The following is a 24,269-nucleotide window of genomic DNA, read 5'->3' on the forward strand; positions in this document are numbered from 1 at the left end:
GGTGCGCGGCGGGGCGCGCCTGTTCGCCGACGCGGACGGCCTGCGGCCGGCAGGGGCCGTGACGTCCGGCGCGTTCGGGCCGACGGTCGGGGCGCCGGTCGCCATGGGCTATGTCGATGCGGCCCATGCGGCCGCCGGAACCCCGCTGTTCGCGGAACTCAGGGGAAAGTTCATACCGGTCACGGTGGCGGCGCTGCCGTTCGTGGCGCCGGGATTCAAGCGTTGATCGGACAGGGTGGAGTTGGGACAATGACCGTATATTACACGAAAGATCATGAATGGCTGCGCGTCGAGGGTGACGTCGCGGTCGTCGGCATCACCAATCACGCCGCCGAGGAGCTGGGCGAGCTGGTGTTCGTCGAAGCCAAGGATGAGGGCACCGAAGTGGCGCAGGGCGACAGCGTGGCGGTCGTCGAATCGGTCAAGGCGGCGTCCGACATCTATGCCCCGGTGGCGGGCACGGTGGTCGGCTTCAACACCGCGCTGGCCGACGATCCGTCGCTGGTGAACCGCGAGGCCGAGGCCGAAGGCTGGATCCTGAAGATGCGGATCGCCGACGCCGGGCAGCTTGCGTCCCTGCTGGACGCCGCCGCCTACGCCGCCCTGGTCGGCTGACCCGATCGTTCCTGTGTCGCCCCATTACCTGTCGCGGAGAAGATGAGCGTGACGTCCACTTTGCTCTGGCGGGATAGCCTTCCCGCCGCCGATGCGTTCTGCACGCGTCATGTCGGACCGGATGACCGGGACGTCGCCGCGATGCTCGGCGTGATCGGCGCCGGATCGCTGGACGACCTCATGGAGCAGACGGTGCCGTCCGCCATCCGCCTGCGCGGGGACATGGGGCTGGGCGCCGGCGTGTCCGAACCCGAGGTGCTGCGTCGCCTGCGCGCCATCGCCGGGCGCAACCGGGTCATGATTTCGCTGATCGGGCAGGGCTATTACGGCACCGTGCTGCCGGGCGTCATCCAGCGCAACGTGCTGGAAAACCCCGCCTGGTACACCGCCTACACCCCGTATCAGCCGGAAATCAGCCAAGGCCGGCTGGAGGCGCTGCTGAATTTCCAGACCCTGGTCACCGACCTGACGGGGCTGGACGTGGCGAATGCCTCGCTGCTGGACGAGGCGACGGCGGCGGCCGAGGCGATGGCCCTGGCCCGCCGCGTCGCGCGGTCGAAGGCCGACGGGTTCTTCGTCGATGCCGACTGCCACCCGCAGACGCTGGCCGTGCTGCGTACGCGGGCCGAGCCGATGGGCTGGCGGATCATCGTCGGCGACCCCGACACCGACCTCGATGCCGACGCCGTCTTCGGCGCGCTGTTCCAGTATCCGGGGACGTCGGGGCGCATCCGCGATCCGCGCGGCTGGGTCGAGCGGCTGCACGCGGCCCAGGCCGTGGTGGCCATGGCGGCCGATCCGCTGGCCCTGACGGTGCTGGAACCGCCGGGCACGCTGGGGGCCGACATCGCCATCGGTTCGATGCAGCGCTACGGCATGCCGATGGGCGCGGGCGGTCCGCATGCCGCCTACATGGCCGTGCGCGACGCCTTCAAGCGCAACATGCCCGGCCGTCTGGTCGGGGTGTCGATCGACAGCCGGAGCGAACCCGCCTATCGCCTGGCGCTGCAGACGCGCGAACAGCATATCCGTCGCGAAAAGGCGACGTCGAACATCTGCACGGCGCAGGTGCTGCCCGCCGTCATCTCGTCCATGTACGCGGTCTATCACGGGCCGGACGGCCTGACCGCCATCGCGCGGCGCATCCATCGCCTGACCGCGATCCTGGCGGCGGGGCTGCGCGCCCTGGCGGTGCGGGTGGAGACGGATGCGGTGTTCGATACGCTGACGGTCGCGACCGGAGGCGAGTCCACGCTGGTCCGCGACCGGGCCGAGGCCGCGGGGATGAATGTGCGCGTCGTGGATGCCGGGCGCATCGGCATCAGCCTGGACGAAACCACCACGCCCGACATCGTGCGGGCCATCTGGCGCTGCTTCTGCCCCGACGCCCAGCGTGTGGAGGAGATGGAGCGCACCCTGGCCGCGCCGGCCGACCTGCTGCCGCCCGCGCTGCGGCGGACCGGCACGTTCCTGACCCATCCGGTCTTTCACGCTCATCGGTCGGAAACCGACCTGCTGCGCTACCTGCGGCGCCTGTCCGACCGCGACCTGGCGCTGGACCGGTCGATGATCCCGCTGGGGTCGTGCACGATGAAGCTGAACGCCACCGTCGAGATGATGCCGGTGACGTGGCCGGAATTCTGCGACATCCACCCCTTCGCGCCGGCGGCCCAGCAGGCCGGCTATACCGAACTGTTCGCCGACCTGGAACGCATGCTGCGCGCCATCAGCGGCTATGACGCGGTGTCGCTGCAACCCAATTCCGGCGCGCAGGGCGAATATGCCGGCCTGCTGGCGATTCGCGGCTATCACCGCGCGCGGGGCGAGGCGGGGCGCGACGTCTGCCTGATCCCGGCCTCGGCGCACGGGACCAACCCGGCCTCGGCGCAGATGGCGGGCATGCGCGTCGTCGTCGTGGCGTGCGACGGGCAGGGCAATGTCGATATCGCGGACCTGAGGGCGAAGATCGCCCGGCACGCCGACCGCCTGGCCGCGATCATGATTACCTACCCCTCGACCCATGGCGTGTTCGAGGAATCGGTGGTCGAGATCTGCGACCTTGTGCATGCGGCCGGCGGCCAGGTCTATCTGGACGGCGCGAACATGAACGCGCAGGTCGGGCTGGCGCGGCCCGGCGCGTTCGGCGCCGATGTCAGCCATTTCAACCTGCACAAGACGTTCTGCATCCCCCATGGCGGCGGGGGGCCGGGCATGGGGCCGATCGGCGTGGGCGCGCATCTGGCGCCGTTCCTGCCCGGCCGGCCCGAGGACGGCGGTGTCAACGCGGTCTCGGCGGCGCCGTTCGGCTCGGCGGCGGTCCTGCCGATTTCGTGGACCTACATGGTGCTGATGGGCGATGCGGGGCTGCGCCGCGCGACCGAAGTCGCGATCCTGAATTCCAACTACGTCGCCGCCCGCCTGGCGGACCATTACCCGGTGCTCTATCGCGGGGCGAACGGGCGCGTGGCGCACGAATGCATCATCGACCTGCGCCCCATCAAGGAGGCGACGGGGATCACGGTCGATGACATCGCCAAGCGCCTGATCGACCATGGGTTCCATGCGCCGACCGTCAGCTTCCCGGTGGCCGGCACCTTCATGATCGAACCCACCGAGTCGGAGGGAAGGCGGGAACTGGACCGGTTCTGTGACGCGATGATCGCGATCCGGGACGAGATCCGCGAGGTCGAAGGCGGGGTGCTGACCGCTGAACAAAGCCCGTTGCGCCACGCGCCGCACACCGTCCGCGACCTGACCGATCCGGCATGGGAACGCGCCTACGACCGGCAGCGCGGCTGCCTGCCGGGCGACGTGGCGGCGGTGTCGAAATACTGGTCGCCGGTCAATCGGCTGGACAATGCCTATGGCGACCGCAACCTGGTCTGCTCCTGCCCCGACATGGCCAGCTACGCCGAGGGGGCGGCCGTCCAGCCCTCCTGACGCGCCGGGTCACGGTCCTGTGCCCGGCGGGTTGGTGGCCGTGACATCCCCGAGGGGGTAGGGTGATGCCGGCCGGCGGCCCGCCCGATGACGGGCCACAGATGGTCCGGCACCCGCGCGGGAGGGAAGGCGGCATGATATCGCCTTTTATTGTTCACGAAATTGTGTTCTCTGCCCCGTCGGGTAAGCACCAGAACGGAGAGCGACGACGTGTCTGACAGATTCCGGTTTGTGGTCGTCGGCGGCGGTATCGCCGGCATGGAAATGGCGACATATCTGGGCAATACGCTCGGCCGGTCCGGCCAGGCGGACGTCACCCTGATCGACAGCAGCTTCTTTCACGTCTGGAAGCCGATGCTGCATGAGTTCGCGGCCGGAACCATTCCGAACGATCGCAACCGGATCAGCTTCCTGGCCCAGGCCAGCCGCAAGTCGTTCAAATTCTGGCCCGGCGCCCTGGCCGGCGTGGATCGCACGGCCCGGACGGTCGCACTCGCGCCCCTGCAGGACGAGGATGGCGACATCCTGTTGGAACAGCGCAATCTGCCCTATGACGCGCTGATCGTGTCGATCGGCAGCCGGGCCAATGATTTCGGCATCCCCGGCATCGCCGAACATTGTCGTTTCATCGACAACCTGACCGAGGCCGATGGCTTCAACGCCGACTTCCGGTCGCTGGTGCTGCAGGCGATCGGCCAGTCCTCGTCCCTGCAGATCGCCATCGTCGGCGGCGGCGCGACCGGTGTCGAGCTGGCGGCGGAGCTTCATCGGGCGCTGGACCTGTCGTCCAGTTACGGGCTGGGCATGGATCGGGCCGATCTGCATGTGACGCTGCTGGAGGCCGGGCCGCGCATCCTGCCGGCCTTCCCCGAAGCGGTATCGGTCGAATCGCGCCGGCAACTGGAGGCCCTGGGCATTACCGTCCACACCAGCGCGCAGGTGACGGGCGCGGACGCCGACGGGTTCGTGCTGGGCGACGGGTCGCGGGTCGAGGCGAAGCTGAAGGTCTGGGCGGCCGGGGTAAAGGCGTCCACCGCCACGGCGCTGTTCACCGATCTGGAACACTCGCGCGCCGGGCAGCTGAAAGTGCGCCCGACCTTGCAGACCACGCTGGACGACAGGATCTTCGCGCTAGGCGATTGTTCGTTCATCCGCGACAAGCCGGTGCCGGCGACGGCGCAGGCGGCCCGCCAGCAGGCGCGGCATCTGTCGCGGCAGATGAAGGGCTGGATCGCCGGGAAACCCATCGCGCCGTTCCGCTATCGCGACCGGGGGGCCGTGGTCTCGCTGGGCGATTACAACGGGTGGGGCACGCTGGGGAAATACCATTTCGGCGGCGGCCCGTTGCGCGGCCTGTCGGCCCGCCTGGGGCACGATATGCTGTATCGCCAGCACCAGATGGAAATCTACGGTCCGGTGCGGGCGCTGGCGGCGTGGGGTGCGGACCAGCTGGATGAATTCGTCCGGCCCAGCGTACGCCTGGACTGAGTCCGAGCCATTGGCAGGACAGGATCGGGCGTTGCCCGAACCCACCCGGGCCTGAGGCCCTGGACCCCGTTCATGGATGAATCGGTCGATTCCAGGACTTGATGAACGAATGGGATGCAAGGGCCGAGGCCCTTGCCGGGTTCGGGCAACGCCCTTGCCTTCGCCTCCAATCGGCCCCGGCACGCCTCATGCGTCGTCCAGCACCAGATCGTGCAGCATGAACCATTGCTCGATATGGCGGCGGATGATGGGGGTGATGATCGCGTCGAGGCGCGCCACGTCCTGTGCCAGTCCCGACCGGTCTTTCTCCGACCCGACCCGGACGGGCGGCAGGATATGCACGCGGAAGCGGCCATGTTCCTCGCGCAGGCAATAGGCCGGGAGGATGACGGCGTCGGCCATCCGCGCCAGGCGCACGACGCGCGCCAGATTGCCGTCGAGGCGCAACGGCCGCCCGAAGAAAGGGGCATGGACGCGGCGGTTCTGGAACTCGTCGACATAGAGCACGACGCTGCGCCCTTCATCGGCCAGCGCCTTGTACAACAGGCGCGCCGTGGCCCGGCCGGGCGCCAGCAGATGGTCGGCGAAGCGCCGGCGCACAGAGTTGGCGATACGCTGCTCGAAGCGGTTGCGCGGCGGCTGATAGACGTCAAAGCCGTTTTCGCCGAGCGCCAGCATGGTCGGGCCGACCATCTCCCAATTGCCCAGATGCAGGGCGGCCACGATTCGGGGGCGGCCCGTCGCCCGCGCCGCTTCCAGATTCTCCAGCCCCTCGACGGCGACGCGGTCGGAGTCCCAGATGCGCGGCAGGGCCGAAAATTCGGCCATGGTGCTGCCGACATGGCCCCACATCTGGCGGACGGTGCGATCGACCGCGGCATCGTCCAGCTCCGGCCGCAACCGCCGGACGTTGCCCAGCGCCCGCGCGTGCCACGTGCGATGCCGCGAGCCGCGCCATATGCCCAGGCGCCAGCCGATCCGCGCGCACCACCCGACCGGCAGCGCCCTCAGCCCGTAATGGATCGCGGTGTCGGACAGGCCCGCGACGGTGTCGCGCACCCAGTACCGCCGCCAGGCCGCACGCGCCGCCGCGCCGCTCCACAGGGCCGAGAGCGGCGGCGCCTGCTCACCCATGATGGACCGGACAGCCCTGCGCCGGCGCGGCCGGCGGGGCCACCTGCGCGCCGGGGCGCGGGGTGCGTGCCCATACGGTCATCGGCAGGCTGTCGCCGGGGCGCAGGGTCAGGCGGCACACCGGCTCGACCACCGCGCCGGGTGCGAGACGCAGCCTTGCCGTGCGCGCCAGGGTGGCAAGGCAGATGATCGCCTCGGTCAGGCCGAAGGAAAGCCCGGCACAGATCCGCGGGCCGATGCTGAACGGCACATAGGTATATTTGTCGGGCGCGTCCGGGCTTCCGGGCAGGAACCGCTCGGGCATGAAATGGTCGGGCTTGCGCCAGTAGAGACGGTGCCGGTGCAGCAGCCACGGCACCACGATGACCAGGGCGCCGGCCTTCACCTTGCGGCTGCGGATGGTGTCGTCGTGCGTCGCCTCGCGCGCCAGAAGGGGGACCGGCGGGTAGAGCCGCAGGGTCTCCTCGATGACCGCGCGCGTATAGACGAGGCGCGGCACGTCGGCGAGGGTGGGCGCCCGCGCGCCGAGGACGGTATCGAGTTCCTCATGAAGGCGGGCTTCGACGTCCGGCGCCTGCGACAGCAGGTACCAGGCCCAGGCCAGGCAGTTGGCCGTGGTTTCGTGTCCGGCCATGAAGATGACGGCCGCCTCGTTACGCAAGGCCGTGGCGTCGAGGGTGCCGTCCTTCATCAGCATCCGGATCACCGAGCCATCGTCCTCGGTGCGCCTGAGGTCGGCGATGATCCCGTCGAGGATGGCGTGGATGCGGGCTGCCGACTGGCCGATCTTCGCGCCATGCCGGCGCGGGATCCACGAGGGCAGGCCGAGCAGGGACGTGAGGTCGCGCTGGTCGACATATTTCTGGTATTCGCTGAAGGCGTCCACCACCTCCTGCGTGCGGTCGGAGCCCAGCGTCTGGCCGAAGACCGTGCGGCCGATGATCTCCGCCGTGAGCTGCGCCATGGCCTTCAGTACGTCGATGGTCGAACCGTCGGGAAGCGTGGCCCATTTATCGCCGAGTTCGCAGGCCGTCTGGACCATCACGGGGGCGAATTGGCCGAGGCGCGTGGTGTGCAGCACCGGCACGACCATCTGGCGCCGCTGCTTCCAGGTTTCGCCGTCGCTGATGAACAGCCCGTCGCCGAGCAGCGGCGACAGGGCGTTACGCATCTGCGGGCTCTTGCGTTCGTAGTTTTCGGCGTGGGTGACAAAGGCGTGGCGGACCGTATCGGGACTGTTGCAGATGACAACCTGTCGGGCCAACAGTTGCATCGACATCGTCTGGTATTCGAATGCCTTGTCCTCCCAGATGCTCAGGAAGTTTTGCATGCCCAGACGCAGTAACTTGAAAACCGGCAGCGCTGTCTTTGGGCGGGGAGGAAAGGGGGGGATGAATTCCATCGTGGTCCCAGCTGTCAGACTATTCGAAAATTCCATCGGAGAACGGTAGAACTTCTATATTACGGTATGGCTATTGGATTTTTGACCGCAAAGCAATAAAATCCCGTAATAGGCAATCCCCATTGTCCAGTTTGGTGAGTATCAGAGTATCGGTTTGGGGCAGGTTGGCGGATGCGTCGGTCCGCTTTCCAGGCCGTTTTGTGTCACTAGATTGCGACTGGCGCCGAATGGGCTTGGGTCAGGCCCGGCAAGCGCCCATGTTGCCTCGACAACCGGATGAGCCCGCCGCGATCCGTGGCAGACAAGAGGGATATTCCGGGGGAGGCGTGCAATGTTTCACCTCAGGATGGCGGGCGCCACGCGGCGCCGCATCGTTGTTCCATGGTCCGCCATGGCGTTGCGCCACGACGACCCGGGGTGGGTCGATGCCCGCGACCGGATCACGGTTGGCCTGATCTGCTGCGGATTGCTGTCCGCATTCCTGATCGACATGGCGATCCTGTATTTCTCGATGTTCCGGACATAGCTCCGACGCGCTGGCCTGTCTTTCGGTCTCGGCTCTGGTCGCGTATATATCCAAAAGGATATAGATCGTTCCGGTCGGGTAGAGGGAGAACAGGATGAGGGCGCGATACCGGATGCTGGTGCCGGCCATGGTCGCGATGCTGGCCGGCGCCCTGCCGGGTTGCGGGCAGGCGCGCACGGTGGTGGACATGGCGGGCCATTCCGTATCGGTTCCGGACCGGCCGGGACGGATCGCGGACCTGTGGTTCGCGCATAATACGCTGACGATCATGCTGGGCGCGACAGGCCGGATCGCGGTCACGGACAACCTGCCCTCGTCGCGGCCCTGGATGTATCGCGTGGCGCCGGCCCTGTCGCGGGCGGTGACGGTGACGGGGCCGGTGCCGAATACCGAAACCCTGCTGGGCGCGGGTGTCGACGTGGCGTTCATCAGCGCCGGGTCGCCGGCCGAACTGCCGTTGCGGCGCAGCGGCTTTCCGGTCGTCGATGCGGGGTTCACCGACGCGTCGTCGATGATCCGTGCCCTGCACCTGACCGCGGATGTCCTGGGCGATGCCCGGGCGCACGACATGGCCCGGCAATATGAAACCGCCCTGATGGAAACGATTCGCCGGGTCCGCGCCGCGACCGCCGACGTCGCGATCGCCCGGCGGCCCCGGGTGCTGCACATCAAGTCGCTGGCGCCCCTGACGGTGGACGGCGCCGAGACCATCATTGACGACTGGATCACGACCGCGGGGGGGCGCAATGCGGCGGACGGGATCGTGGGCGTGACGCGCCCGGTCTCGATGGAACAGGTCGCGGCCTGGGATCCGGATGTGCTGGTCCTGGGTCCCGATTCCGGGACGTTTGACCGCGCGGCGTGGTCGGCATTGCGCGCCGTGCGTATGGGCCGGGTCTACCGCAGTCCAGCGGGCGTCTTCCCATGGGACCGCTACGGTAACGAATTTCTGCTCCAGATCCTTTGGGCGGCGCAAAACCTCTATCCCGACCGGTTTCGGGATATCGACATGGTATTGGAAACGACCAAGTTTTATCACAGTTTTTTCGGATACGACCTGACGCCGGCCGAAGCCCGGCGCATTCTGGCCGCGCTGCCGCCCGAGGGAGGGCGGTGAGCCTGCGTCTCTGGTACGGCCGGCTGGTCCTGGTGCTGCCGGCGATCCTGCTGGCGGGATTGGCGATCATGTCGTTGGGGATCGGTCGTTATCCGGTCGGCTTTGGCGATATCGTGTCGGTCCTGCTGCATAACGGGGCGGGCATGACGGTGGAGCGCCGGGCGCTGCTGCAGACCATCCTGGTCCAGACGCGGCTGCCGCGCATTGTCGGCGCCATCATCGTGGGCGCGGCGCTGTCGGTGTCGGGCGCCGGGTACCAGGCGGTGTTCCGCAATCCGCTGGTGTCGCCGGGGTTGCTGGGCGTGCTGGCGGGGGCCGGGTTCGGGGCGGCGCTGGGCATTGTCGGCGATGCCGGCGCGACGGGGGTGCACGTGCTGTCGTTCCTGGGGGGCGGGCTGGCGGTGGCCGCTGGCGTGGGCGTGGCGCGCCTGTTCGACAAGGCGTCGATCCTGATGCTGGTGTTTGGCGGGCTGGTCAGTTCGGCCCTGTTCACCGCGCTGCTGTCGCTGCTGAAATATGTCGCCGATCCGGAACGGCAATTGCCCGACATCGTCTTCTGGCTGCTGGGCAGCCTGACGCAGGTGGACATGCCCGACCTGATGGCGATCTCGGCCCCGGTGCTGGGTGGAATCGTCCTGCTGTCGCTGTGCGGACGCATGCTTGACGCGCTGGCGATGGGCGATGACGAGGCCCGGACCATGGGCGTGCCCGTCGGCGTGCTGCGCTATGGCGTCATCATCGTGGCGACGGTCCTGTCGGCGCTGACGGTGTCGGTTGCGGGCATGATCGGCTGGATCGGGCTGATGGTGCCGCATGTCGCGCGCCTGCTGGCGGGGCCGCGCAACGCCCGCGTCCTGCCGTTGAGCGCGTGTCTCGGCGGGGCGTTCCTGCTGCTGTGCGACGATCTGGCGCGCAGCGTTTCGGCCGAGGAAATCCCGGTGGGGCTGATCGCCGACGTGCTGGGGGTGGCGGTGTTCGTCTCGGTCCTGCGCCTGGTGCGGCGGGGGTGGGCGGCATGACGGTGCTGGCGATGGACCGAATCGGGTTTTCCCGGGACGGACGGCCGATCCTGCAGGATGTGTCCTTCGCCGTCGGGGCCGGCGAAATGGTCGCCCTGCTGGGGGCGAACGGCGCGGGCAAGACGACGATCCTGCGATTGCTGCTGCGTCTGCTGCATCCGGGCAGGGGCAAGGTCCTGCTGGACGGCCGCTCCCTGGCCGGGATGGGGCGGCGGGAGCTGGCGTCGCGCGTCGCCTACGTCCCGCAGGGCCATGCCGTCACCTTTCCATACAAGGTCCGCGATGTCGTCGCGCTGGGGCGGCTGGCCGAGACCATGTTCTCGCCGATCGTTTCGGCGGGGGATCGCGCGGCGGCCGACGCGGCGATGGGCCACCTCGCGATCGGCCATCTGGCCGACCGGTCCTATGCGGCATTGTCGGGGGGCGAGCGGCAAGGTGTTCTGATCGCCCGCGCCCTGGCCCAGGGCGCGCGCATCCTGGTGCTGGACGAACCCGAGACCGGGCTGGATTACGGGCAGCAGCGGCGCCTGTTCGACCTGATGCGCCATCTGGCGGGCGAGGGATACACCGTCATCGCCACCACCCATGACCCGTTGCGGGCGGCGCGCACCTTCACGCGCGCGATCCTGCTGCGGCGGGGACGGATCATGGAGGACGGCCCGGCCGGGCAGGTGCTGTCCGAGCAGACGATCGCGACCCTGTACGACGCCGACGCCTGACCTCGATCCGGCTATTCGTCGGTGGGCATGGCCAGTTGCTGCACGCGGATGGCCTTGCCGGTGCGGTCGTAATAGACGATGGCGTTCCCCAGCCGTTCGGCATAGCCGTCGGGCGTGCCCTGCGGCGTCCAGAACAGCAGCCGGTTGGCGTCCGCCTGCTCGACCACCTTGTCGCCGACGGGGCGGTAGCGGAACTGGCTGAAATCCTTGTGGGCGCTCGGGATGGGCGGGTGGGCCGCCAACTGATGCATCGACTGGGTCTTCGACCCCTCCTCGTCATCGTCGGCCAGCGCCGGCGTCGCCCACGCGGCCAGACAGGCGCACAGCATCAGCCAGCGGAGCATCTTGTCCTGCATGACCGTATTCTCCTCCATGCCATGTTCCGGTCCGTGGGGAACATCCTCCGTTTTGGCGCGCGACGCAACCGACCAGCCCTCACCGCGCGTCTGGGCAGGCATGACGCGCGGTGGCGGCCTTACTGGAAGGGCAGGTAGCGGAAATCGAAGAAGAGCTGGCTGACGCTGGTGGCGGGGTCGCCGCCGATGCCCTTCCAGATCTGGCGGCGCGAATAGGCAAGCTGCGCGCCGGCCTCGACGGTGCCGTAGCGGCCCTTGAGGAAGCGCCACCATGCGCCGACGGTCATTTCCTCCACCGCGCGGGTATTGGCCGTGCAGTCGAGCATCGACAGTTCCATCTCGCAGCCCGCATTGGAATAAAGCGGGTTGCCGTAGCCGTAATTCCCGCCGTCGGCCGAGAAATATCGCCGGCCAGAACGCTGCGTCCCGAAATAGCCGTAGACGTCGATCAGCGGATTGGGATGGGCGATGATTCCGGCCGTGGCCTGGGCCCCCGGCAGGGGCGCCGGCCGCCCGCTTGATGACAGGGTCGCGTCCGGCAGCAGGACCGAGCCGTAGCGGTTGATGCCCACCCCGGCCAGCCCGGCCAGGCGGATTTCGACCTTGTGCGGAATGACCGGCAAAATGGCCGATCCGCCGCCGCCGCCCGCGACGGCGGTGTAATTGCGGCCGACGCCGTTCATGACCACCCGGTCGTGGGGGAAGCGCAGCAGGCCCTCGGCCTCGTAATGGCCCCAGGCGGGATCCCACGCGATCTTGCCGATGATGTCGGGCGCGATCTCGTCGGAATAATTGGTGGTGAATTCCGTCAGCCCGGTGCCGTTCGACCCGATCGTGGCGACGCCGCCGTTGGGCAGGTTGACCGCACCGTTATTGTTGGTGAATCCCGTCGTGTCGTACAGCGTCGCCGGGTTTTCGATCGACAGGGCCAGCCACAGCCGGTGCGCCATCAGATCCTTCACCAGGCGGATCTGCCATTGGCGGGTCCAGGTCTGCCCGACCAGCATCGCGGCGTCGATCGTCTCGGGCAGGCTTTCCTGGCGCGCGACGATGCCGGCGCGCCCCGGTGTCAGCAGGCTCCACGCCTGTCCGATCAGGAAATGGAAGTTGCTGCGGCTGTTGTCGTAGGCCATGTACGCCTGTCGCAGGCGCGGCACGTAGGCATTGCTTTCATACGGGTTCGTCGTTTCGGCGCCCGCGCCGAAATCCGTCTCCACGAAGCCGGAAATGGTGGTGAAGGCGTCGATATTGCCCCGCGCCATCAGCGAGAACCGGCTGAAGCGCGCGCCGGCCTCGAAGCTGTCCTGATGGAAACGGGATTCGTTCGGATAGGGCATGGCGGCCCAGTAATTGAACGTTCCCGACGCGATATGCCGGTTTTCGAAGACACCGGCCGTATCGAAGAATCCGCCCAGGATGATCGTGACCGGACCGAGATGGAATACGCCATGATCGCCCAGGGCGCCGGCGGCCTGGGCGCCCACAGTCTCGCGGGCGTGGGGGCCGACGCCGTTTTCGGCCAGGCGGTTGACCATGGCCTCGTCCCGGTGGGCGACCACGGCCGCGAAGGTCGGGCGGTCGTCGATGACCGGCGGCGGGACATCCATCGGGGCGTGGTGGGCATATCCGCCGCCCTGGCCGGCGGACCCTTCGGCCAGCCGCGATCCGGACGCGTCCCATCCATGGTGCAGGCCGGCGCGGGGCTCCTGCCTGGCGGCCTCGCGGGTCGGCGTGGCGCTGCCGGAATGGGCCGATTGCAGGTGGGCACGATGGCGCGCCAGTTCCTGCCGCATGGCCAGAAGGTCTTTCTGCAATTCCATCTGCTGGCGCTGGATGCGGGCGATCTGGTCTTCCATGGCGTCGATGGCTTCGCCCTCGTCCTGCTGCGCGTGGGCACGGGACACCGGGACCAGGACCGAGCAGCACAGCAGCAGAAGCGGCAAGCGGCGTTGAATGGAGAGGTAAGCGGCAAAACTCCGCATAGAGAGGGGATCCGGTCGATATTGATGTGGGTCGTCCGGCCTGGACGACCAATATGTCAAAACATTTCTGGATCCCGACGTAAATGATATTTTCTTTTAAATAGCACCAAATTCAGTCATTAAGTAAATAAGTAAATATTACCTACTTGATTATTAAATAAATAGACGAATGCTCAGGCGGCGCCGGGCTTGCGCGCCGTGACGGCATAGACCGCGTCGCGCCAGGCCGGGTCGTCGGCGGGGGGCTGGACCTCTCCGGTGTCGATGAAGACGAAGCCCGTGCGGCCCAGCAGGATGGTCAGCAGGCGCGACCGGTCCGCCCCATCCAGCGCCTGCCACAGCGCCACCGCCTTGCCCGGCAGGAAGCGGTCGGAAAAAGCCATGACGACGATGCCCCCGGGCCGCAGGACGCGCGCCGCCTCAGTCAGGGTCGCCAGCGGATGCCGCAGATAGGGCGCCACGTCGCACAGGCATATGGCGTCCAGGCTGTCGTCGGGCAGGGGCAGGGTGGTGTTCTCGTTCAGGTCCTGCACGATCCGCTGCGTCAGGCGTGGATTGGCCTCCAGCGCCGCCGCGTCCAGGCCGATTCCGATGACGGCCTCGCACGGGGTGTCCTGGGGCAGGTGGCTGTCGTCGCCGGCCATCAGGTCCAGCACCAAGGCCCCTTCGGGCAGGACGGTCCGGTAGAGGGCGGTGACGGCGGCCCGCGCCCCGGCGTCCATCAGCGCCCCGGCGGGGCGGCCGGCATAGAAGCGGGCGTCGGGTTGGGTATCGGCCGTGGTGAACGCGGCGGGATGGAAGCCATGCTGGTCGGTCATGATCGGCACATGCGACAGACCGGGCGGAAAATCCAGCCCGCCGGCCGGCCGGAAACGATACCCCCCCTTTCCGCTTTGCCGCCGCCGGCTATCATCCGCGCCCCTGACGGCGATGCAAAACAGAAGGACCGCGACGATGGCGAAACTGATTCATTCCATGATCCGGGTGCGGGACGAGGCCGCGTCCCTGGCGTTCTACGCGCAGGCGTTCGGCCTGGCGGTGGCCGACCGCGTGGCGTTCGACGGCTTCACCCTGATCTACCTGTCGAATGCCGAACAGACGTTCGAGCTGGAACTGACGGTCAATCACGACCGCGACCGTCCGTACGACCTGGGCGACGGCTATGGCCATCTGGCGGTGTCGGTGGCCGATCTGGACGCCGAGCATGCCCGCCTGACGCAGGCGGGGCTGTCGCCGTTGCCGGTCAAGCAACTGTCGCTGGGCGAACGGGTGGTCGGGCGGTTTTTCTTCATCGTCGATCCCGACGGCTACCGGATCGAGGTGCTGCAGCGCGGCGCGCCGGGCCGTTTCGTCTGATCGGCGGTTGCGCGAGAATTCTCGCGCATTCCGCGACCGTGCCGTATAAGGCGCGCATGATGATCCCCTTTTACAAGATGCACGGGTTGGGCAACGATTTCGTCGTCATGGACGAACGGACGGAGCGCTTCGGCCTGACGCCCGCGCGGATTGCGGCGCTGTCCGACCGTCATCGTGGAATCGGCTGCGACCAGTTCGTGGTCCTGCGTCCGGCCTGCCAGGCGGGGGCGGACGTGTTCGTCCGCTTCTTCAACGCCGACGGCAGCGAGTCCGGGGCCTGCGGCAACGCCTCGCGCTGCGTCGCGGACCTGCTGCGGCAGCAGGGGGGCGGGGCGTCGCCCGTGTTGCAGACGCAGGCGGGCCTGCTTTCGGCCCGGATCGACGCCCCCGGCGAGGTCACGGTGGATATGGGGCCGCCGGCCCTGGGCTGGCGCGACGTACCCCTGGCGCGCGAGATCGACACGCTGCATCTGCCTATCGACGGCGACCCGGCCGCCGCGTCGATGGGCAATCCGCACGTGACCTTCTTCATGGCCGACCAGCCGGACCTGGACCCGCGTGCGGCCGGGCCGGCGCTGGAGCGTCATCCGCTGTTTCCCGAACGGGCGAATGTCGGCTTCGCGCGCATCCTGTCGCGCGCGTCGTTGCGCCTGCGGGTGTGGGAACGCGGCAGCGGCCTGACCCTGGCCTGCGGGTCGGGGGCCTGCGCCACGGTGGTCAACGCCGTCCGTCGCGGACTGGTGGACCGCACCTGCCGGGTGGACATGGATGGCGGGTCGCTGACCATCACGTGGCGCGCGGCCGACGACCATGTGCTGATGACCGGCCCGGCCGCCACCAGCTTCGTCGGCACCGTGGACCTGGACGGCTACCCGTCATGACCAAGCCCGAGATCCTGACCTTCGGCTGCCGCCTGAACACCTACGAAAGCGAGGTGATGCGCGACCATGCGGCGGGGCTGGAGGACGTGGTCATCGTCAATACCTGCGCCGTGACGGCCGAGGCCGAGCGCCAGGCGCGGCAGGCGATCCGCCGCGCCCATCGCGACCGGCCCGACGCCCGGATCGTCGTGACCGGCTGCGCCGCCCAGATCGACCCGGCACGCTGGTCGGCGCTGCCCGGCGTCACCCGCGTGCTGGGCAACCGCGAGAAGCTGGAGGCGGCAAGCTGGACGACGGCGGCGATGGCGGGTGGCGACGCGGTGTCCGACATCATGGCGGCGACTGAAACCGTCCCGCATCTGGTGACCGAATTCGCCGGACGGACACGCGCCTTCGTCGAGGTGCAGCAGGGGTGCGACCATCGCTGCACCTTCTGCATCATCCCCTTCGGCCGGGGGCCGTCGCGATCGGTTCCGGTCGGCGCGGTGGTGGAACAGGTCCGCGCCCTGGTCGGCGCGGGTTATCGCGAAATCGTGCTGACGGGCGTGGACATCACCTCGTGGGGCGGCGACCTGCCGGGGCAGCCCGCGCTGGGCCAGCTCTGCCGCCGGGTGCTGGCCCTGGTCCCGGAGCTGGAACGCCTGCGCCTGTCCTCGGTCGATCCGGTGGAAATCGACGACGACCTGTGGCGGCTGCTGGAGAACGAGCGGCGGTTCATGCCCTATCTGCACCTGTCGCTCCAGGCCGGGTCGGACATGGTGCTGAAGCGCATGAAGCGCCGGCATCTGGTGGACGACGTGGCGCGTGTCCTCGACCGGGCCCGCGCCTGCCGCCCCGATATCGGCATCGGCGCCGACGTGATCGCGGGCTTCCCGACCGAGACCGACGCGCTGTTCGACGAGACCCTGGATTTCGTCCGGTCCCAGCGCCTGCCGTACCTGCATGTCTTCCCCTACAGCGAACGGCCCGGAACCCCGGCGGCCCGGATGCCGGCGGTGGCGGTGGCGCTGCGGAAAGAGCGCGCCGCCCGCCTGCGCGCGGCCGGGCAGGCCGCGGCGGCGGAGTACCATGCCGGGCTGCTGGGCCGGCCCCTGCGCGTGCTGCTGGAAACGGCGATCAGCGGTCATTCCGAGGAATTCGCGCCGGTGCGGCTGGCCGGCGCGCCGGCCGAGGCCGGGCAGATCGTGACCGTGCGGGCGACGGCGGTTGACGAAAACGGACTGGTGGCGGAAACCCCCTGACATGGCACTTGGTTTTTTATCCCGCCTGAAGGCAGGCCTGTCCCGCTCGACGCAGAAGCTCGGCGGGGGCATCGCGGCGGTGTTCACGCGCCGCAAGCTGGACGACGCGGCGCTGGAGGAGCTTGAGGATCTGCTGATCGCGGCGGATCTCGGCCCCGCGGTCGCCGGGCGCGTCATCGACTCGTTCCGCACTTCCCGCTTCGGCAAGGAGGTCACGGATGACGAGGTCCGCGACGCCCTGTCCGCCGAAATCGCGCGGGTGCTGGAACCGGTGGCGGTGCCCTTCGTCCCCGACCCCGCGCACAAGCCTCACGTGGTGCTGGTCGTCGGCGTCAACGGCACGGGCAAGACGACGACCATCGGCAAGATGGCCCGCTATTACGGCGAGCAGGGGCTGCGGGTCATGATGGTGGCGGGCGACACGTTCCGCGCCGCCGCGGTCGAGCAGCTTCAGGTCTGGGGCCAGCGCGTCGGCGTCCCGGTCATCGCCGGACCGCCGAACGCGGACGCCGCCGGCCTGGCGTTCGAGGCGCTGAAGCGCGCGCAGGCCGAAGGCGCGGACCTGCTGCTGATCGACACCGCCGGTCGCCTGCACAACAAGGGCGCGCTGATGGAGGAACTGGCCAAGATCATCCGCGTCATGCGTAAGTTCGACGAAACCGCGCCCCATTCGGTGCTGCTGGTCCTGGACGCCACGACCGGGCAGAACGCGATGGAACAGGTGCGGGTGTTCAAGGAACTGGTGAACGTCACCGGCCTGGTGGTGACGAAGCTGGACGGCTCCGCCCGGGGCGGCATCGTCGTCGCGCTGGCCGATGCGTACGGCCTGCCGGTGCATGCCGTGGGCGTGGGCGAACAGGCCGAAGACCTGCGCCCGTTCTCGGCCGAGGCGTTCGCGCGGGGCCTGGTGGGGGATTCGGTGCGCCTGACCGCGCGCGACGAAGCCGCCGAAGATGAAGGCGAGCAGGGCGAAGTTTGATATCGAGGTCGGGCTCTGCCCGAACCCGCCAGGGCCTGAGGCCCTGGACCCCGATCATGGATAAAACGACCGGGTTTCCGGGTTTCGGGGCGGCGTCCTGAGGACTGCCGCCCCGATATCCGTCAGAGCGGCAGGATACGTTCCGACAGTTCGCTCAGCGCCTGGATGCCGGGCAGCGTCTTGCCTTCCAGCCATTCCAGGAACGCGCCGCCGGCGGTCGAGGTATAGGACATCTGGTCCGCCACCCCGGCATGGCGCAGCGCGGATACGGTGTCGCCGCCGCCCGCGACGCTGGTCAGTTGCCCCGCCTGGGTTCGCCGCGCCACTTCGGCCGCCAGTTCGTTCGTGGCGGTGTCGAAGGGATGCAGCTCGAACGCGCCCAGCGGCCCGTTCCACACCAGCGTCTTCAGGCCGATGACCTTCTGGGTCAGCAGCCTGACCGTCTCCGGCCCCGCGTCCAGCACCATCGAATCGGCGGGGATGGCATCGACCGGCACGGTCCTGGTCGGCGGGTCGGCCCGGAATTCGGTCGCCGTCACGGCGTCGACCGGCAGCACGATCTCGCATCCCCGTTCCGCCGCGCGGGCCATGATGGCGCGCGCGGTGTCGTGCATGTCGGCTTCCTGCAGCGACTTGCCGACATTGATCCCTTTCGCCGCGAGGAAGGTGTTGGCCATCGCCCCGCCGACGATCAGGACATCGACCTTGTCCAGCAGGTTGCCGATCAGGTCCAGCTTGGTCGAGATCTTGGCGCCGCCGACGATCGCGCCGACCGGGTGGACCGGGTTTTCCAGCGCGATGGCCAGGGCGTTCAGTTCGGCCTCCATCAGCCGCCCGGCGAAGGACGGCAGGAAGCGGGCCACGCCCTCGGTCGAGGCATGGGCGCGGTGGGCGGCGGAAAACGCGTCATTGACGTAGTCGTCCGCCAGCGCGGCCAGCGCCTTCGACAGCTCGGGGTCGTTCTTTTCCTCGCCGGCGTGGAAGCGCGTGTTCTCCAGCACCAGGACGTCGCCGTCCTTCAGCGCGGCGACGGCGGCCTCGGCCACCGGGCCGATGCAGTCGTCGGCAAACGCCACCGGCCGGCCCAGGGTCTTGCCCAGGGCGGCCGCGATGGGGGCCAGGGACATTTCCGGCACGCGCTTGCCCTTGGGGCGGTCGAAATGGCTGACGACGATGACCCGTCCCCCCTTGTCCGCCAGTTCGCGGATGGTGGGGGCCAGACGCTCGATCCGGGTCAGGTCGGTGATGTGCCCGTCACGTACGGGCACATTCAGGTCGGCGCGCAGCAGGATCTTGCGTCCCGCCGCGTCCAGCGTATCGAGCGTCTTGAACGAGACGCTGCCCATCACAGCGACCCGAACAGGGCGGCGGTGTCCGACATCCGGTTGGAGAAGCCCCACTCGTTGTCGTACCAACTGCAGATCCGCACCAGCTTGCCGCCGTCCACCAGCGCCGTTTCCGTCGCGTCGAAGGTCGAGGACGCGATGGTGTGGTTGAAGTCGGTGCTGACCAGCGGCTCGGTGTTGTAGGCCAGGATGCCCTTCAGCGGCCCCTCGGACGCGGCCTTCAGCATCGCCGCGTTGACTTCCTCGACCGAGGCGGGCGGGCGCGTCGGCACGAAATCGAGCGAGACGAGCGAGACGTTGGGCGTGGGCACGCGAATTGCGGTGCCGTCCAGCTTGCCCTTCAGGTGCGGCAGCACCAGCCCGACCGCCCGGGCCGCGCCGGTCGAGGTCGGGATGATGTTCATCGCCGCGGCGCGGGCGCGGCGCGGGTCCTTGTGCAGCGTGTCCACCGTGCGCTGGTCGCCGGTGTAGGAATGGATGGTGACCATGTAGCCGCGCTCGATCCCGAACGTCTCATCCAGCACCTTGGCGACGGGCGCCAGGCAGTTGGTGGTGCACGACGCGTTGGAAATCACGGTCATGTCGCTGGTCAGCGTGTCGTGGTTCACGCCGTAGACGATGGTGGCGTCCACATGCGTGCCCGGGGCCGAGATGATGACCTTGCGCGCGCCGGCCTCGATCAGGTGGGCGGCCTTCTCCTTGGTGGTGAAGCGGCCGGTGCATTCCATGGCGACGTCCACGCCCTCGAACGGCACCTTCGTCGGATCGGCCTCGGCCGACACGGCGAGCGTGTAGGTGCGGCCGTTGGCGGCGATGACGATCGAATTGCCCTCGACGCGGACATCGGCGGGAAAACGGCCGTGGATGCTGTCGTAGCTCAGCAGGTGGGCGTTGTCGGCGACGCTGCCCAGATCGTTGATGGCGACGGGCTCCACGTCGGTCCGCCCGCTTTCGATGATTCCGCGCAGGACCAGGCGGCCGATACGGCCGAAACCGTTGATCGCGACTTTGACAGCCATTCTATTTCTCTCCCGTGTGAATTCAGCTACGGACCGTCGTCCGATGTAGGACGCCATCCCCGGCCGGGGATCGCACGCGGCCGCTTCCCGCTTTTTGCCCGGACGGCGAGGGAAAGTCACGTCCCGTCTCATGGATCAGGCGGCGGGCGGTGTCACGGATCCGCTCGGCGGTGATGCCCAGGCGGCGGTAGAGTTCGCTGGAGGGCGCGGTTTCGCCGAACCCTTCCATGCCGATGAACACGCCGTCCTGGCCCAGCCAGCGTTCCCATCCGAATCCCGACGCGGCCTCGATTCCGATGCGCGGGGCGGCGCCCAGCACCTGTTCGCGGTAAGCGACGTCCTGGAGGGCGAACAGTTCCCAGCAGGGCAGCGAGACCAGGGCCGCGTGGACTCCCTCGCGCACCAGGTGGTGCAGGGCCTGCCGGGCGATCGCGACCTCGCTGCCGGTGGCGATCAGCGTCACCTGGCGCGGTCCGCGCGCCTCCTCCAGCACGTATCCGCCACGGGCCCCGGTGCCGCCGGCGCCGCGCGGGCGGCGGGGGCGCGTCTCGGCCGCGCCCGGCGTCAGTGCATCCTCCGCCAGGACGGGGCAGAGCGTCATCAGGCTGGGCCCCTCGGTCCGGCGCAGCGCCAGTTCCCAGCATTCCATCGTCTCCCGCCGGTCGGCGGGGCGGAACACCGCGACATTGGGCATGGCCCGCAGGCTGGCCAGTTGCTCCACGGGCAGCCATCCCGCGCCGTCGGGGCCCAGCGCCAGCCCGTCGTCGGTCAGCAGGTAGATGACCTGCCGCCGCATCATCGCGGCGAAGCGTAGCGCCGGGCGCATACGGTCGATGGCGACGAACGTCGTCGCCCCGCACGGGATCAGCCCGCCATGCAGCGCGATGCCGTTCAGCAGCGCCGCCAGGCCGTGCACGCGCGTGCCGCAATCGGGCGTCGTCTCGCCCCGGCGGGCCTGCCCCGTCAGTTCGATGCCCCGGCGGGAGGTCAGGCAGAACAGTTCGGGGATCAGGTCCCGCAGGATGTCCAGCCCCTGCCGCGCGTGCGCCACCGTCGTGTCCGCCGCCGCGCCGCCCACGGGGCCGGCGGGCAGCGTCGGCGCGCGCGGGCGGCTGGCGCGCAGGGGGGCCGGCTGCAGCGTCGTGGCGTGCAGGGGCGCGCCGGGCATCTGCCACGACCGGACCCAGTCCTCGCGCCAGAAGGCGGGCAGGCGGCCCTGGGTCGTGCGTTCGAATTCCGGCCGGTGCCGATGCTTGGCCAGGCGGCGCAGCCAGGACCGGCGTGCCGACGCCCCGCGGCGCGCCGCGGGCGCCCACAGCAGGGTCGACAGATCGCCTTCCGGGGCGGTCGCGGCCCTGGCGGGTTGTGCCGCCCCCGGCGCCACGGTGCAGGCGATGACGCAGGGCTTGCGCGCGCGCAGCGCGGCCGACAGGGCGGCGTGGACGGCGTCGGGGTCCTCGGCCGCGATCGTGCGTACCGACCAGCCGGACGCGGCGTAGCGGGCGAGGGTGTCCTCGGCCTCCTTCCTGTCCTCGGGGGGGATCTCGAACAGGACCGTGACCCGGTCCAGCGCCAACTGGCCGGCCAGCATCGCCGATTCCAGGGCGACGCCGGTGGACAGTTCCGTTCCGCAGGACAGGACCCAGATCCGATGATTGACGATCGACCGCCCGAACCGCGCGGCCATGTGCCGTTCGGCCAGCGCCATCCCGATCGCGGCGCCCAGCCCCTGGCCGCTGGAGCCGAACGCCATCTCGACGGCCGGGTGGGCGCCGTATTCCACCAGGGCCTCGCCGGGCGCGGCCGTCTGCCCGGCCAGGCGCATCATCGCCTGCAAAAGCGGCCGGTGACGCGTGGACGAAACGATGAAGCGGTCGCGGTCCGGCCAGTCGGCGCAGGCGGGGTCGAAGCGCAGGAACTGGTTCCACAGCACGCAGGTCGGCGTGGCCATCGCGCCGGCCTGCGCGGCGGCGGCGGGGTTGGGGCTGGCCGTGCGGATGAAGGCCCGCACCGCGTCACGCAGGGCGTGGATGGTCAGGGCATGGATGGTCTGGGCCGGAACGGCCTGTCGCGCGGCTGGCTCCGGCGGCGCGGCGTCCGTGGCCGGCGGCGCGTCCGGGGCCGGCACAAGCGTCTGGGTTCGCGCGGTGTCCATCCGTCGGCCTGCCTTTCGTCGGTATCGTACTCCGGCCACCGACGGACGAAAGAGGTATCGGATGGCTATAGGGGTGTGGACGGTGGGCCGCAAGTCGCGCTCTAAACGCTCTTGCTCCGCGCTGCGGATGCTGTAACCGTGCATCGCCATGTTCATCCGTTGTCGTCCCGACCCGATTGTGCGCGCCGCGTTGGCGGCGGGCGCCCTGTGCCTGGCGGGATGCGACCTGGTGGACCAGCGGACCTTCGATCCGCGGGCCAGCCGCCCGCCGGCGCCGTTCGTGCCGCCCGCCCCGCCGGGACGCCCGCCCGTTCCGCCCCTGGTGGAAATCGGCGCGGGGACTCCGCCCGGGCAGTGGCAGCCGGCCCTGCAAGGGGCCGTGGCGCGGGCGCGGGCGTTGAAACCCAACGTTCTGTTCCAGGTCAGGGTGCTGGTCCCGGCCGGCCCGACGCCGCAGCAGGAAGGCGCCGCCCTGGCCCGCGCGGTGGCCACCGATGGCCGGGCGGTCGCCGCCGCGATCGTGGCGGATGGTGCGACGTCGTCGCAGGTGGAAATAACCGCTATGTCGGATTCGTCGGTGACCGCCGGCGTAATCCGGGTGTATGTGCGATGAACCGAACCGACATCCGCATGACGGAAGCGGACGAACTGTAACGGCGACAGCCGCGTGGGACCCGGACCCGGGGCCCGGATACCGGACGGCGTCGCAGGAGAATTCGAGAGTGGCCAGTATCGACGTAGGCGGACACCCTTTCTACAGGTTCTGCCGAACAGCGCTGGAAGATATTCGCCGACAGGGCCGTTATCGTCAGTTCACCCCCCTGGCGCGCCAGGCGGATAATTATCCGGTGTATGACCGCGCCGTTCCGGCGGTTCAGCCGCCCGACGGGCGTGAGGCCGTGGTCTGGTCCGCCAACGACTATCTCGGCATGGGGGTCGAGCCCGCGGTTGTCGAGGCCGCGATCGGCGCGATCCGCGCGCACGGCGCCGGCGCCGGGGGCACGCGCAACATCGCCGGCACCAGCCCGCTGCATGCCGAGCTGGAGGCCGAGCTGGCCAGCCTGCATGGCAAGGAGGCCGGGCTGCTGTTCGTGTCGGGCTATGTCTCGAACCAGGCGAGCCTGCAGACCATCCTGACCAGCATGCCGGGCTGGATCTGCTTTTCCGACCGGCAGAACCATGCGTCGATGATCGCGGGCATCAAGGGTGCGCGCGGGGCGTCGTGCGTGATCTTCGAACATAACGACCTGGCCGACCTGGAGGCGAAGCTGGCGGCCGCGCCGAAGGATGCGCCGAAGCTGATCGCGTTCGAGAGCGTCTATTCCATGGACGGCGACATTTCCGACATCGCCGCGACCTGCGCGCTGGCGCGGAAATACGGCGCCATGACCTATCTGGACGAGGTCCATGCCGTCGGGCTGTACGGCGCGCAGGGCGGCGGCATCGCCGAACGCGACGGCATCGGCGACCAGGTCGATATCATCGAGGGAACGCTGGCCAAGGGGTTCGGCGTCCATGGCGGCTACGTCACCGGGTCGGCCGAACTGATCGATTATCTGCGGTGCGCCGCGTCGGGATTCATCTTCACCACCTCACTGCCGCCCTCTGTCGTGGCGGCGGCCCTGGCCAGTGTCCGGCTGGTCCGCAAGGACGGCTGGCGGCGCGAGAAGATGTTCGAGCGGGTCGAGGCGTTTCGCACCCGGCTGCGCGCGGCGGGCGTGCCCTTCATGCAGACGCCCAGCCATATCGTGCCGATCCCGGTGGGCGACGCCGACCGCTGCACCGAGATCAGCCGCCGCCTGCTGTCGGAATACGGGCTGTATGCGACGCCGATCAACTACCCGACCGTGCCGCGCGGCACCGAACGGCTGCGCCTGACCCCTGGCCCCTTCCACACCGACGAGATGATGGACGAGATGGTGGCTGCCCTTGCGACGCTGCTGGGTGTTTCGGCGGACCGTACGGTCCAGGACGCCGCGGCCTGATACGCGCGG

22 protein-coding genes are annotated in these 24,269 nt (G+C 69.0%); 14 read left to right on the plus strand and 8 right to left on the minus strand.

What is annotated here, in order from left to right:
- The 4 genes from HLH21_RS00005 to HLH21_RS00020 form a co-directional block, all read left to right on the plus strand.
- Positions 1 to 226 (plus strand): glycine cleavage T C-terminal barrel domain-containing protein (locus HLH21_RS00005; RefSeq protein ID WP_281374986.1); only part of this gene is annotated, 226 nt, incomplete at its 5' end.
- A 23-nt stretch (positions 227 to 249) separates the two neighbouring features.
- Positions 250 to 615: a glycine cleavage system protein GcvH gene (gene gcvH / locus HLH21_RS00010; protein WP_182940181.1), complete on the plus strand. Its 366-nt coding sequence runs from the start codon at positions 250 to 252 to the stop codon at positions 613 to 615.
- A gap of 42 nt (positions 616 to 657) precedes the next feature.
- Positions 658 to 3,555 (plus strand): aminomethyl-transferring glycine dehydrogenase, encoded by a 2,898-nt coding sequence (gene gcvP, locus HLH21_RS00015; protein ID WP_182940182.1) that lies wholly within the window; start codon positions 658 to 660, stop codon positions 3,553 to 3,555.
- Positions 3,556 to 3,765: 210 nt separating this feature from the next.
- Positions 3,766 to 5,043: an NAD(P)/FAD-dependent oxidoreductase gene (locus HLH21_RS00020; RefSeq protein ID WP_182940183.1), complete on the plus strand. Its 1,278-nt coding sequence runs from the start codon at positions 3,766 to 3,768 to the stop codon at positions 5,041 to 5,043.
- 186 nt (positions 5,044 to 5,229) lie between these two features.
- Here HLH21_RS00020 and HLH21_RS00025 read toward each other — a convergent pair whose 3' ends face one another.
- Both HLH21_RS00025 and HLH21_RS00030 read right to left on the minus strand, forming a co-directional pair.
- A complete protein-coding gene (locus tag HLH21_RS00025) occupies positions 5,230 to 6,177 on the minus strand; it encodes a lysophospholipid acyltransferase family protein (RefSeq protein ID WP_182940184.1) in 948 nt (315 codons plus the stop codon).
- The gene (locus HLH21_RS00030) at positions 6,170 to 7,615 is read right to left on the minus strand and encodes a cytochrome P450 (RefSeq protein WP_281374987.1); all 1,446 of its coding nucleotides are present in this window, start codon (positions 7,613 to 7,615) and stop codon (positions 6,170 to 6,172) included. Before HLH21_RS00030 ends, HLH21_RS00025 begins: the two co-directional genes overlap by 8 nt.
- Positions 7,616 to 7,910: 295 nt before the next feature.
- Between HLH21_RS00030 and HLH21_RS00035 the strand changes: the two genes are divergently transcribed.
- The 4 genes from HLH21_RS00035 (at position 7,911) to HLH21_RS00050 (ending at position 10,960) form a co-directional block, all read left to right on the plus strand.
- Complete coding sequence (locus HLH21_RS00035; protein WP_182940186.1) at positions 7,911 to 8,105, plus strand: hypothetical protein; 195 nt, start codon at positions 7,911 to 7,913, stop codon at positions 8,103 to 8,105.
- A gap of 94 nt (positions 8,106 to 8,199) precedes the next feature.
- A complete protein-coding gene (locus HLH21_RS00040; RefSeq protein ID WP_182940187.1) occupies positions 8,200 to 9,222 on the plus strand; it encodes an ABC transporter substrate-binding protein in 1,023 nt (340 codons plus the stop codon).
- Positions 9,219 to 10,241: a FecCD family ABC transporter permease gene (locus HLH21_RS00045; protein ID WP_373319621.1), complete on the plus strand. Its 1,023-nt coding sequence runs from the start codon at positions 9,219 to 9,221 to the stop codon at positions 10,239 to 10,241. Before HLH21_RS00040 ends, HLH21_RS00045 begins: the two co-directional genes overlap by 4 nt.
- On the plus strand, positions 10,238 to 10,960 hold the full coding sequence (locus HLH21_RS00050; protein WP_182940188.1) for an ABC transporter ATP-binding protein: 723 nt from the start codon (positions 10,238 to 10,240) through the stop codon (positions 10,958 to 10,960). Before HLH21_RS00045 ends, HLH21_RS00050 begins: the two co-directional genes overlap by 4 nt.
- An 11-nt stretch (positions 10,961 to 10,971) precedes the next feature.
- Here the strand turns inward: HLH21_RS00050 and HLH21_RS00055 are convergent, their stop codons facing one another.
- The 3 genes from HLH21_RS00055 to HLH21_RS00065 all read right to left on the minus strand — a co-directional run bounded on the left by HLH21_RS00055 (position 10,972) and on the right by HLH21_RS00065 (position 14,116).
- Entirely contained in the window at positions 10,972 to 11,334 is a 363-nt protein-coding gene (locus HLH21_RS00055) for a hypothetical protein (protein ID WP_182940189.1), read from the minus strand.
- A 101-nt stretch (positions 11,335 to 11,435) separates the two neighbouring features.
- A complete protein-coding gene (locus HLH21_RS00060; protein ID WP_182940190.1) occupies positions 11,436 to 13,298 on the minus strand; it encodes a hypothetical protein in 1,863 nt (620 codons plus the stop codon).
- 173 nt (positions 13,299 to 13,471) lie between these two features.
- A complete protein-coding gene (locus HLH21_RS00065) occupies positions 13,472 to 14,116 on the minus strand; it encodes a class I SAM-dependent methyltransferase (protein WP_182940191.1) in 645 nt (214 codons plus the stop codon).
- 136 nt (positions 14,117 to 14,252) lie between these two features.
- On the opposite strand from HLH21_RS00065, the gene HLH21_RS00070 reads away from it, so the two are divergent.
- The 4 genes from HLH21_RS00070 to ftsY are packed head-to-tail and all read left to right on the plus strand — an operon-like array spanning position 14,253 to position 17,755.
- The gene (locus HLH21_RS00070; RefSeq protein ID WP_182940192.1) at positions 14,253 to 14,654 is read left to right on the plus strand and encodes a VOC family protein; all 402 of its coding nucleotides are present in this window, start codon (positions 14,253 to 14,255) and stop codon (positions 14,652 to 14,654) included.
- 56 nt (positions 14,655 to 14,710) lie between these two features.
- Positions 14,711 to 15,535 carry a diaminopimelate epimerase gene (dapF, locus tag HLH21_RS00075; protein ID WP_182940193.1) on the plus strand — a complete coding sequence of 275 codons (825 nt, stop codon included), beginning with the start codon at positions 14,711 to 14,713 and terminating at the stop codon, positions 15,533 to 15,535.
- The gene (mtaB, locus tag HLH21_RS00080; RefSeq protein WP_182940194.1) at positions 15,532 to 16,776 is read left to right on the plus strand and encodes a tRNA (N(6)-L-threonylcarbamoyladenosine(37)-C(2))-methylthiotransferase MtaB; all 1,245 of its coding nucleotides are present in this window, start codon (positions 15,532 to 15,534) and stop codon (positions 16,774 to 16,776) included. The genes dapF and mtaB overlap by 4 nt, the downstream gene beginning before the upstream one ends.
- Before the next feature lies 1 nt (position 16,777).
- Positions 16,778 to 17,755, plus strand: coding sequence for a signal recognition particle-docking protein FtsY (ftsY, locus tag HLH21_RS00085; protein WP_182940195.1), 978 nt, complete (start codon positions 16,778 to 16,780; stop codon positions 17,753 to 17,755).
- A 122-nt stretch (positions 17,756 to 17,877) separates the two neighbouring features.
- Here the strand turns inward: ftsY and HLH21_RS00090 are convergent, their stop codons facing one another.
- Genes HLH21_RS00090 through HLH21_RS00100 form a run of 3 tightly spaced genes read right to left on the minus strand, consistent with a single transcriptional unit; the run spans position 17,878 to position 22,275 of the window.
- Positions 17,878 to 19,101 (minus strand): phosphoglycerate kinase, encoded by a 1,224-nt coding sequence (locus HLH21_RS00090; RefSeq protein ID WP_182940196.1) that lies wholly within the window; start codon positions 19,099 to 19,101, stop codon positions 17,878 to 17,880.
- The gene (gene gap, locus HLH21_RS00095; RefSeq protein ID WP_182940197.1) at positions 19,101 to 20,120 is read right to left on the minus strand and encodes a type I glyceraldehyde-3-phosphate dehydrogenase; all 1,020 of its coding nucleotides are present in this window, start codon (positions 20,118 to 20,120) and stop codon (positions 19,101 to 19,103) included. The genes HLH21_RS00090 and gap overlap by 1 nt, the downstream gene beginning before the upstream one ends.
- Positions 20,121 to 20,142: 22 nt before the next feature.
- Entirely contained in the window at positions 20,143 to 22,275 is a 2,133-nt protein-coding gene (locus HLH21_RS00100; RefSeq protein WP_182940198.1) for a transketolase-like TK C-terminal-containing protein, read from the minus strand.
- Positions 22,276 to 22,423: 148 nt separating this feature from the next.
- Here HLH21_RS00100 and HLH21_RS00105 point away from each other — a divergent pair, with 148 nt between their 5' ends.
- Entirely contained in the window at positions 22,424 to 22,888 is a 465-nt protein-coding gene (locus tag HLH21_RS00105; protein WP_182940199.1) for a hypothetical protein, read from the plus strand.
- A gap of 109 nt (positions 22,889 to 22,997) precedes the next feature.
- Positions 22,998 to 24,260 carry a 5-aminolevulinate synthase gene (gene hemA / locus HLH21_RS00110; protein ID WP_264811807.1) on the plus strand — a complete coding sequence of 421 codons (1,263 nt, stop codon included), beginning with the start codon at positions 22,998 to 23,000 and terminating at the stop codon, positions 24,258 to 24,260.
- Positions 24,261 to 24,269 lie beyond the last annotated feature (9 nt).

Source organism: Gluconacetobacter johannae, from assembly GCF_014174305.1.
Lineage (GTDB): Bacteria > Pseudomonadota > Alphaproteobacteria > Acetobacterales > Acetobacteraceae > Gluconacetobacter > Gluconacetobacter johannae.